The 9328-nt window shown below is 70.2% G+C and carries 6 protein-coding genes; 2 read left to right on the top strand and 4 right to left on the bottom strand.

What is annotated here, in order from left to right; all coding sequences use genetic code 11:
* Positions 1–329 (bottom strand): LacI family DNA-binding transcriptional regulator (locus tag G3I65_RS21040; protein WP_160697623.1); only part of this gene is annotated, 329 nt, incomplete at its 3' end.
* A 139-nt stretch (positions 330–468) separates the two neighbouring features.
* Here G3I65_RS21040 and G3I65_RS21035 point away from each other — a divergent pair.
* Positions 469–1740 (top strand): ABC transporter substrate-binding protein, encoded by a 1272-nt coding sequence (locus G3I65_RS21035; protein WP_160697622.1) that lies wholly within the window; start codon positions 469–471, stop codon positions 1738–1740.
* Positions 1741–1821: 81 nt separating this feature from the next.
* Positions 1822–2340, top strand: a complete 519-nt coding sequence (locus G3I65_RS21030) for a GNAT family N-acetyltransferase (protein WP_086861466.1) — start codon at positions 1822–1824, stop codon at positions 2338–2340.
* Positions 2341–2392: 52 nt separating this feature from the next.
* Here the strand turns inward: G3I65_RS21030 and G3I65_RS21025 are convergent, their stop codons facing one another.
* From G3I65_RS21025 to G3I65_RS21015, 3 genes are read right to left on the bottom strand one after another with little or no spacing between them, the layout of a single operon-like run.
* On the bottom strand, positions 2393–4207 hold the full coding sequence (locus tag G3I65_RS21025) for a glycoside hydrolase family 6 protein (RefSeq protein WP_166640377.1): 1815 nt from the start codon (positions 4205–4207) through the stop codon (positions 2393–2395).
* A gap of 31 nt (positions 4208–4238) precedes the next feature.
* The gene (locus G3I65_RS21020; RefSeq protein WP_160697621.1) at positions 4239–5786 is read right to left on the bottom strand and encodes a cellulase family glycosylhydrolase; all 1548 of its coding nucleotides are present in this window, start codon (positions 5784–5786) and stop codon (positions 4239–4241) included.
* Between the two features lie 10 nt (positions 5787–5796).
* The gene (locus G3I65_RS21015) at positions 5797–8727 is read right to left on the bottom strand and encodes a glycoside hydrolase family 48 protein (protein WP_160697620.1); all 2931 of its coding nucleotides are present in this window, start codon (positions 8725–8727) and stop codon (positions 5797–5799) included.
* Positions 8728–9328 lie beyond the last annotated feature (601 nt).

The raw sequence follows: 9328 nt of genomic DNA, 5'->3' as shown, positions 1-9328 counted from the left end.
TCCACCCTGCGGTGGCCCGGCCCGCGCACGGGCAACAGCAGCGACACCGGCCCGAGCTCGCGCTCGACGCCCTCCAGCAGCGCCACCAGGAACGGCTCGATGCCGAGCACGTCCGGGGCCCGGTCCAGGACCAGGCCGATCGCGCCCGTCCGGCCGCCGGCCAGTGCCCGCGCCGTGCTGCTCGGCGACCAGCCCAGCCGGCGGGCGATCTCGGTGATCCGCTCGCGGGTCGCCTCGGAGACGCCCGGGCGGCCGTTGAGCGCGTACGAGACGGCGCCCTTCGACACGCCCGCTTCGCGCGCGATGTCAGTGATCGTCGGCCGCTTCACCACGTCCCTCCGTTCGCCCGGTGTCCGTCCGGACACCCGCCGTCGCGCACCTTGACACCCGCCGCGCCCGGAACGAGACTCCCCTCCGGGAGCGCTCCCAATCACGAGGGAGTGATTCGTGGACGGGGAGTGCGCGCGCATGAAGCAGATTCGAAGACGGCTGGCCTGGATCGCCACGTTCGTCTTGCTGGTCCTGACCGCCGGCTGCGGGCCGGCGACGCCCGAGAAGATCACGCTGACACTGGCGACGTTCGGGCAGTTCGGCTACGAGGACCTGATCCCCGGCTACGAGTTCACCCACCCCGGGCTCACCGTCCGGCAGGTCCGCACCGAGCAGGGCGGACCCTACCACCAGGACCTGCTGGCCAAGCTGCAGAACGGCGGCGAGCTCGCCGACATCCAGGCCGTCGAGGAGGGACACCTCGCCGACGTGCTCGCGCAGGCCGCCAAGTTCACCGACCTGGCCAAGGTCGGGCCCGCCGACGTCCGGCCGGGCCGGTGGCTGGAGTGGAAGTACGAGGCGGGCCGCAGCAAGGACGGCAAGCTCGTCGGCTACGGCACCGACATCGGCCCGCTCGCCATGTGCTACCGCAAGGACCTGCTCGAAGCGGCCGGCCTGCCGACCGATCCCGGCTCGGTGAAGACGATGTTCGCGACGTGGGACAGCTACTTCCAGGCCGGCGAACGGTACGTCAAGCGCTCGAAGGGCAAGGCGTGGTTCGACTCCGCGGCACAGAACTTCAACGCCATGGTCAACCAGCTCCCGGTCGGCTACCTCAACCGCGACGACCGCCCCACGCTGGAGACGAACGCCGCCCTGCGCGACGCCTGGAACCAGGTCACCACCGCGGTGAAGCAGGGCCAGTCGGCGGGGCTCACCGCGTTCGCCGACGACGGGAACAACGGCCTGCGCGTCGGCGCCTTCGCGACGAAGGTCTGCCCGTCCTGGATGCTCGGCGTCATCGAGCAGCAGGCCGGCCTCGGCAACGCGGGCAAGTGGGCGATCACCGACGCCTTCCCGAACGGCGGCGGCAACTGGGGCGGGTCCTACCTGACCGTGCCCGCCTCGAGCGCGCACCCGAAGGAGGCCGCCGCGCTCGCCGCCTGGCTGACCGCGCCCGAGCAGCAGCTGCACGCGTTCCGGGTGAGCGGGAACTTCCCCAGCCAGGTCGACGCATTCACCTCCCCCGACCTGCTGAGCGAGATGAACGGCTACTTCGGCGGCGCGCTGAGCGGCCAGGTCTTCGTCGCCCAGGCGCAGAAGGTCGGGAAACCGCAGTACAAGGGCCCGGGTGACGGCAAGATCCAGGAGACGGTGATCGCGCCCGCGCTCAAGTCCGTCGAACAGGGCGCCGACCCGGCCGCGGTCTGGCAGCAGGTGCTGATCGGCGTGCGCCGCGTGGTGCCCTGAGCCCGGCACGGGCGGCTCCGGCTCCGGCGCGGCGGTGAAACCCGCTCGCGCCGGTCCGGCCGGGCGGGCAGGGTGACCGCCATGACCGATCTCGCCCCGCTCCTGGGCCACCCCGTCCGGCGTCCCGGACCGGACGACCACCTGCCCGTGCTCGCCGTCCTCGACACCTGGTGGGGCGGGCTCGGCGGCGAGGAGGGTTCCCGTCAACGGGCCCTGCTCCTGCCGAAGCTCATGTTCCAGCACTTCACCCGCAGCAGCTTCCTCGTGACCGGCGACGACCGCATCGTCGCGTTCCTGATCGGGTTCCTCTCGCCGTCGCGGCCGGCCGAGAGCTACATCCACTTCGTCGGGGTCGATCCCGCCGAACGCGGGCGCGGCCTGGGCGCGGCGCTGTACGAGCGCTTCTTCGCCCACAGCCGCGAGAACGGGCGGTCGGTGGTGCGGGCGATCACGTCGCCGGTCAACAAGGGTTCGCACGCGTTCCACACCCGGATGGGGTTCGTCACCGAACCAGGGCCGAAGGAGTTCGAAGGGTTGCCGGTCCAGCCCGACTACGACGGGCCGGGCCTGGACCGGCTGAGTTTCCGCAAGGACCTCTGAGTGGAACCCGGGCCGGGCGGCGGCTGCGCGGCACCGCCCGGCCCGGAAACCGTTACTGCACCGGCGGGTAGGCGTTCTGGACCAGTTCCTCGAACTGGGCCTCGAACCACTTGCCCGACAGCGGGGCGTTCGGCAGGGCGCCGGTCAGGTTGCCGCCGTTGGCCTGCTGGCTGCCGTGGAAGGTCGGGTCGCACATCGGGTCCGCGCCCTTGCCTTCGTCGTTCGGGATCTGCGAGCTCGCGCCGTCGGACTCACCCGGCGGCTTGATCCAGACGTAGGCGTCGAAGTGCGCCGCCGGCGCGACCGTCGGCCGGACACCCAGGCCCGCGCCGCTCTGGTTGCACCAGTTGCCGCGGTGCAGCCGCCGGTCGATCCGGCCCGAGTTCACGTAGGCGTCCACAGTGGACCCCGACGCCCCGGTGGGCCGGGCCGAGCCGCCCCAGCCGTTGCGCGAGGTGTCGACCAGCATGCCGATGCCGCTCGGCAGGCCCGCCGCGACGAACGCGTTGTACATCGCCGTGGCGAACGGAACCTCGGCGAAGTACGGGTTCCACTGGTAGAACGTCGCCGACTTCAGCTGCTGCCCGCCGACCGTCAGGTTCGGGTCGGGCAGGTTCGGCTCGGTCAGCGGCGTGTAGTTCGCCGTGGAGCTGATGAAGCCGTCGATGCTGTTCACGCCGGCCGTGGTGCCCTGCAGCGTCTGCTTGACCAGGTTGACGAAGGGACCGAAGTTGCTGTCCCAGCCCAGCCACGCCGAGTGCGCGATGTCCAGGTAGTTGTAGACGTTGGAGATCGCGTGCAGCTTGTTCAGCGCGTACTGGATGCCCTGCGTGTACACCCCGGTGGACTGCGCTTCCGCGCACGTCGCCATCGACGTGTTCGTGATCAGGTTCGGCAGGGAGTCCGGCTCGACGACCGCGACGATCCGCAGCGGCGCGTACTTCGCGTCGGACAGGATCGACGCGATCGGGTCGATGTACTCGCTCTTGTACCGGGCCAGGCCGTTCTCGGAGGCCTTCAGCTCACCGTTGGACGCCAGCGCCGCGCAGTCGCGGTTCGGCAGGTCGTAGACGACGATCTGGATGGTCACCGGCGTGCCGCCGCTCGCCTGGCTCAACGCCGCGTCGAGGTGCCCGCGCAGGCCGCGCGCGCTCGACGTGCCGTCGATCGCCGCGATCCGGTCCAGCCACACGGCGGTGGAGGTGTTCGCGACCTTGGCCATCTGGGCGCCGAGCGTGCCGCCCTTCGCCGCGGCCGCGGCCGAGACCTCGGCCGACCAGTCCGGGTTCACGTACCCCTTCGAGCCGGCGTACGGGTTCTCCACGTGCGTCCCCGGCTGGGGCGTCGTGGTCGGCCCCGTCGGGGTCGTGGGCGTGGTCGGGGTGGTCGGCGTCGTCGGGGTGGTCGGCGTCGTGGGCGTCGTCGTCGTGGTCGTGCCGCCGTCGCAGTTGACGCCGTTGAGCGAGAACGCCGTCGGGATCGCGTTGGTCCCCGAGTACGAGCCGTTGAACCCGAAGCTCGCCGTCGCGTTCGACCCGAGCGCGCCGCCCCACGACGGGTTCTTCGCGCTCACGTGCTTGCCGCTCTGGCTGAACGTGGCGCTCCAGCCCTGCTGCACCTGCTGGTTGCCGGCGAAGTCCCACTGGACGTCCCAGTTCGAGACGGCGTCGCCGAGGTTGGTCACCGAGACGTTCGCGGTGAACCCGGTGTCCCACTGGTTGACGGTGTAGGTCACCTTGCAGCCGGCGGCGGCGACCGCCGGGCTCCCGCCGGCCACCACCAGGCCGGCCACGACGGCCGCGGCCGTCACCGAGGACGCCACGGCTAGCCGTGACTTCCTCCTCGCGGACCAGAATTCACTCTTCATCGAGTGTGCTCCTTCGTGTTCGGTGGGTGGGTCAGGTGGTGCAGGCGGTCGCGCCGACGGCGAAGCCGCTCGGCGAGCCGGTCGAGGCGCCGGTCGCCTGGAAGCCGATCGACGTCGAAGCGCCGCCGGCCAGGTCGGGCGCCCACGACGGCGCCTTGGCCGTCGCCTGCTGCCCGGTCTGCGTGACGGTGGCGCCCCAGCCGCCGGTGATCTGCGTCCCGGACGGCACGGTCCAGCCGAGGGCCCAGGTCTTCAACGGCGAAGTCCCGGTGTTCTTGAGGGTCACGGAGGCGACGAAGCCGCCCTGCCACGTGTTGTCGACGTGGTAGGTGACCGCGCAGCTCACCGACGGCGGCGGATCGGTCGTGCCGCCGCCCGAGCCCACCGGCGGGATCAGGTACGGCTGCAGGATGCTCTGCTTGGCCTGGTTGACCGTGGTCCAGTCGTCGTTGAGGATGCCGCCGGTGTCGCCCGAGTTCGGGTTCCACGACCAGTACGTGAAGCTCATCCCGGACGTCCCGGTGCCGGCGTACTTCATCAGTTCCTGCAGCCAGGTCTTGTCGCGCGGGTCGGCGAGCGTGGTGCCGAACTCGCCGAGCAGCACCGGCGCGATGTTCTGCTTCTGCAGGTAGCCGAAGAAGTGGTCCCACAGCGCCGGCAGGTTCGCCGGGAACGTGGGATCGGAGAACCACGGCTGCGCGAACACCGAAGTCGCGTACTCGTGCGCGGAGTAGACGAGCTTGTCCGGCTTGGACAGCCGCACCGGGAACTGCTTGGCCCCGGAGAGGTTCCCGCCCCACCAGCCGCACTGCGGGTCGCCGGTGCCGCTGACGCAGTCGACGCCCTCGACGACGATCAGCCAGTCCGGGTTGGCGGCCAGCACGGCGTTGCCGGCGCGTTCGGCGGCCAGGCGCCAGTCGGTCGCGGTGTCGCCGCAGCCCCAGCACGCTCCCCCGCCGCCCTGGATCGAGTGCGGTTCGTTGTGCAGGTCCGCGCCGATGACCGTGCTGTTCCCCTTGTAGTGCTGCGCGAGCATCGTCCAGTCGGAGATCCAGCGGCTCTCCGAGTACGCGCTGGTGTACCAGAGCGGGGACTGCGCGCCGGAGTCCGGCCGGTGCCGGTCGAGCAGCACACGCATGCCCTTGGTGCCGGCGTAGGCGATGATCTTGTCGAGCACCTGCAGCCCGGACAGCCCCTGCAGGTCCGGGTTCTGGACGGCGTCGATGCTGGTCGGCTTCGACCCGCTGTCGAACAGCTGGTTGGAGTACGGCAGCCGCAGCGTGTTGTAGCCGAGGCTCGCCATCTGGTCGAGCATGTCCTTGTAGTTGCGGCTCCACAGGCCGTGCGGCGAGTAGTTGCCGGTCTCGGCGCCGAACCAGTTGATGCCGGTCATCCGGACCGGCGCGCCGGTGGCGTCGAAGAGCTGGGAACCGGACGCGTGCCAGAAGCCGGTGCCGGTTCCGGCCAGAGCGGCACTTTCACGTGAAAGTGCCGGGGCGGGGGCCGCGGAGGCCGGGGACGCCGTGAGAACGGCGCCCCCGACCAGTGCGGCGACCACCAAGGAGAGCAGTCGCTTCATCAAGTGCCTTTCAGCCGAACAGGGCGACGTGCGCGGCGAACGCCGTGGCGATCTCCGACTGCGCCCAGAACCGGTGGTAGGTGAACGTCGGCGCGGCGCCACCGTCCAGGTAGGACTGGACCTTCGGCCATTGCGGGTCGTTCTTGTAGAAGGAGCGGATCGACAGGAACGTCGAGCTGGAGCTGATCGCGTCGCCGTTCGGCATCGTGCCGGTCCAGCCGCTCGGGACGTACAGGCCCTGATCGGTGGTGGCGTTGTAGGTGTCGTCGAACCGGTTGTAGTCGGTCCGGGTCTCCGGCACCGCGATGCCCTTGCTGTCGGTGTTCGCCGACAGCGCCGTGAGCAGCTGCTCCCCGACCGTCTTCGCCTGGGCGTTGCTCGACCCGGACGCGTAGTAGAGCAGCGTCTTGGCCAGCGAGGCCGCGACCCCGACGTCCTGGCTGAAGTTCTTCACCGTGACGTGCAGGCCCGTGTTCGAGCCGGGGCTGGTGGCGTTCCAGGTGTCCGGCGCGCCGCTCCAGGTCAGGTCGGACGGGATCTGGAAGCTCCCGCCGGCGCCGACCGTGGTGTTGGCGATGGCCCACGGAACCCACTTGTCGAGGATCTTCTTCGCGCGGGCGTCGCCGGTCGCCTGGTAGTACTCGGCGATCCGCTCCATGCCCCACGTCTGGAAGCCGAACCACTGGTTGCTCGGCGGGTCGTGCCAGACCGGCTGGTAGTCGTAGAACATCCCGTAGAAGGTCGGGGTGCCCGACGGCGGGGTGCCGTACTGGCCGTCCCAGCTGTTCGTCGCGCCGCCGGCGAGACCGCCTTCGGACGACTGCAGCCACTGCAGGAACTCGAGCTGACGGCCGAGGCTGGTCGCCCAGTCCTGCGCACCGGTGGCCGAGGTGACCTTCAGCCCCGGGTCGGCCGACAACGCGTACGCGGCCAGCGGGTTCTGGTAGCCCTGGTGGGCCGCCCCGTCACCGATCCGCCACGCCCAGGCGCTGGACGAGTCCATCGAGCCGCCCCAGGCGTAGTACCAGGAGACGAGGTAGTGCTCGCTGTCCTTGCCGGTGCCCGCCGCGCAGGTCGACGCGCCGACGCAGTTGCCGATCTTCTTGAAGTACTTGTCGAACAGCGAGTACCGGAGGTAGTCGCCCATCTTCGACGCCTTCTTCACGACCGCCGAGACGTCGGCGCTCTTGCCCTGCGCCGCCGCCCACTTCTCGGCCTGGAAGGCCACCTGCACGGCGCGGGCGTCCGCGTCGGGCGCGTTGGTGTACTTCCACTGCTTCGCGTACGACGAGTCGCCGGTGAACAGGTCGAGGTAGCCGTTCTTGCCGCCGAACTTCAGGATGTCGCAGCTGGGCTGGGTGACCGTCTCCCAGACCGACTCCTGCGAACCGCGCTGGAAGGTGTTGATGAACGCCGGCGCGGTGTTCGTGCCGTCCTCGCAGTGGCCGAACTTGTAGATGTTGTCGACGTCGAGCAGCCAGTGCATGCCGTAGACGTCCGACGAGCCGTAAGCCGCCTTCAGCTCGGCCGCGATCGGGTCGGACCCGACCGAGACGTTGCTCTGCAGCTGCGACGGGTACTGCTTCGGACTCGGGTACTCGGCCGCGTAGGTCGCCGGCTTGCTCGCGTTGTAGCCGGAGTTGCCGGGCTGGTCGGTCGCGGACGGGATCGCGTAGGTCTCGATCGACGTCCAGGCCTGGTTGAACGGGGCCCAGTCACCGGTGACCCGGCCGTAGGACGCCTCCAGCCACAGGTAGTAGCTGAACGCCTCCGACGTCGTCTCGTGCCCGTGGTCCGGTGCCTCGACGATCAGCGTCTCGATCGAGTGGTAGGGCACCAGGATGTTCCCGAACTTGCGGAAGTAGCCGTTGTTCGGGTCCTTGATCTTGTTGTACTGCGTGAGGAACGCGAGCTGGTAGTCCGAAGTGGACGACGAGATCTCGTTGACCGTCACCGTCGCGGCGGTGTAGCCGCTGCTGCTCGCGGTGAAGGTCGCGCTCCCCAGGTCTCCCCCGTTGTCGGCGCTGCTCACCGTGACGTTCTGCGGGGTGTTCCAGTTCGTCGTCGAGAAGGTGAGGCTCGTCGGGCTCGCGGTCAGGTCGGTGCTGCCCGCGGTCCGGGCGACGGCGACCGTGACCGGCGCGGTGGGCGCGCCGGCGAGGCTGACCGCGAACGTCGTCGTGCCACCCTGCTTGACCTGCGCGGTCGCCGGGGCGGCGACGATCGTGGGGCCGGAGAGGACCTTCACGCTGACCGGGCTGGAGGAGGTGCTCGCGCCCTTGTTGTCGTAGGCCTTCGCCGTGATCGAGTACGTGCCGGCCGGCACGTTGCCCCAGCTGCCTTCGAACGGCGCGGCCGTGTCGGTGGCGAGCAGCGTGTCCCCGGCGTAGAACTCGACCTTGCTCACGGTGCCGTCGCTGTCCGCGGCGGTCGCGGCGAGCGGGATCGTCGCGGGGGCGTAGTAGGTGCCGGTCGACGCGGGCGAGGTCAGGCTGACCGTCGGCGCCTTGTTGGCCCCGGTGCACGCGGTGCCGTTGACGGAGAAGTCGGTCGGCGGCCGGTTGGCGGAGCCCTTCGAGCCGTTGAACCCGAAGCTGGTGCTCGCCCCGGTGTCGAGGTGGCCGTTGTAGGACATGTTCGTCGCGGTGACCGCGGCGCCGGACTGGGCGAAGGTGGCGCTCCAGCCTTGCTGGACCTTCTGGCCGTCGAGGAAGGTCCAGCCGACCTTCCAGCTGTCGAGCGGCGAGCCGTCGTTGCGCAGCGAGACGTTGGCGGTGAACCCGGTGTCCCAGTCGTTGGTGGTGTAGGTGACGGAACAGGCGACATCGGCGCCGAGCGCCGGAGGTGGGGCGACCAGCGCGGCGGCGGCCGCGACCGTGGCCGTGACCAGGGCCAGGCCGCGCGACCGGCGCAATCTGCGCCATCGGGGTGAGGAACGCATGGCTGCGGAACTCCTTTGTCCGTAGGGAGCCAGCGATCTGGGAGCGCTTCCAGGCGCAGACGGTAGCCAGCCGGAAACCTGGATGTAAAGAATCGAGTCAGAAGGGCACCGGGGTTGCGGATGTCACTTCTGCGCGCCGGGCGAACGACGGCTCACTGAACACTCCTGAACAGCTCCACCCGAAGGTGGGGTGACCACTCGTTTGGACTAGTGGAGTGGTGACGTGGAGTGGCGGGGAAACGCTGTTTAGGGCCGAAGGGGTGCATCTCGGGCGGATGGGTGCCGCTTGGCGGGACGGCTGGGTGGGGTGGGTTCGCGGAGGTGCCGGGGTGCCGCGCGGCCGAACGGCTGCAACGGGTGCTCCGGGAGCGCACCCGGAGGCGGGTTTCGCGCCGCCCGTGCTCGATGGGCGCACCAGTTCGCGGAGGCTGCACCGGACTGCAGGGCGCGCACCCGGGGCTCGGTTTACCCAGCCCGGACCCGGGCGACGCGCCGGTTCGCGGGGCACAACCGGCTCCACCCCAGGTTCCGGCGGCCACGCACGGGTTCGAGCGGCCGCGTCGGGATCCGGGCCCGACCGGCCCCAGCCCGAGCCCACCGG

It is taken from the genome of Amycolatopsis sp. SID8362 (assembly GCF_010550475.1).
GTDB classification, from domain to species: domain Bacteria; phylum Actinomycetota; class Actinomycetes; order Mycobacteriales; family Pseudonocardiaceae; genus Amycolatopsis; species Amycolatopsis eburnea.
The sequence above is the reverse complement of the archived record's forward strand: the minus strand, read 5'-3'. Positions and strand labels throughout refer to the sequence as shown.